Annotated in this window: 2 protein-coding genes; both read left to right on the top strand. The window is 71.9% G+C overall.

What is annotated here, in order from left to right:
• Positions 1 to 964: flagellar basal body P-ring protein FlgI (locus tag VTU_RS0106040; protein ID WP_010102055.1), on the top strand; the 964-nt coding region annotated here is incomplete at its 5' end.
• 40 nt (positions 965 to 1,004) lie between these two features.
• Positions 1,005 to 1,263, top strand: a 259-nt coding sequence (locus VTU_RS25995; RefSeq protein ID WP_010102053.1) for a rod-binding protein, incomplete at its 3' end; no start/stop codon positions are given.

Genomic DNA, 1,263 nt, shown 5'->3' with positions numbered 1-1,263 from the left:
AACGGGCGACCAGACGAACCAGATGCCCTACACCACGCAGACCCTGGCGAACTACCTGCAGCAGCTGGGGATCGGTCTGGCGCCCGGCGCGGCCGCGCAGTTGCAGCCGAAGAACGTCGCGGCGGTGATCGTCACCGCGCAGCTGCCCGCGTTTGCGCAACCGGGCCAGACGATCGACGTGAACGTATCGTCCATGGGCAATTCCCGCTCGCTGCGCGGCGGCACCCTGATCGCCACCCCCTTGCGCGGCGCCGACGGCGAAATCTACGCGCTGGCCCAGGGGAATATGGTGGTCGGCGGCGCGGGCGCGTCGGCCGGCGGCAGCAAGGTGCAGATCAATCATCTGAGCGCGGGCCGCATCCCGCAGGGCGCGCAGGTCGAGCGCGCCGTTCCCACGGCGCTGCATTCCGGCGAGAGCATCCAGCTCGGGCTCAACGCATCCGATTTCCAGACCGCGCGCCGCGTCGCGCAGGCGATCAACGCCCGGCTCGGCGCGGGCCTGGCCACGGCGCTCGATGGCCGCACGGTGCAGGTGCGCGCGCCGGCCGACCCCGGCGCGCGCGTGGACTTCATCGCCGAATTGGAGGAGCTGCCGCTGGATCCATCCACGCCGCCGTCAGCGAAGGTGGTCATCAATGCCCGCACCGGGTCGGTGGTGCTGAACCAGTCCGTGACCCTCGGCCCCTGCGCCGTCGCGCACGGGAATCTGTCGATCACGATCAGCGCGACGCCGCTCGTCAGCCAGCCCAACCCCCTGTCGCCAGGGCAAACCGTGGTCGCGCAAAGGAACGACATCAGCGTGCGCCAGGAGCCGGGCAGCGTCATCGCGCTGCCGGCCGCAGCCCAGCTCGCGGACCTGGTCAAGGCCTTGAACGCGCTGGGCGCGACCCCCGGCGACCTGCTGGCCATTCTGCAGGCGCTCCAGGCCGCGGGCGCGTTGAGCGCGGAACTGGAGGTCATATGAGGCGCCGCCGCTGCGCGTCCGAACGCCGGGAGGAGCGGCCATGGCGCTGACCCGGCCCGCATCCGGCGCCACCGGCCTGCAGAACGCGCTGGCGCTCGACGTGCGCGCGCTCGACGCGCTGAAATACGCCCCGGGCGCGCAGAGCACGCGCGAGGCGGCGCGGCAGTTTGAATCGCTGTTCATGCGCGAGCTGATCAAGAGCATGCGCGCGGCGAGCCCGCAGTCCGGCCTGTTCGAAGGCGAAGCGGGCGGGCAGGCCGGCCTGGGGCGGGACATGCTCGACCAGCAGCTCGCGGTGC

This window comes from Verminephrobacter aporrectodeae subsp. tuberculatae At4 (assembly GCF_000193225.1).
Taxonomy (GTDB): Bacteria; Pseudomonadota; Gammaproteobacteria; order Burkholderiales; family Burkholderiaceae_C; genus Acidovorax; species Acidovorax aporrectodeae.
This window is presented reverse-complemented; position numbering and strand designations above follow the sequence as displayed.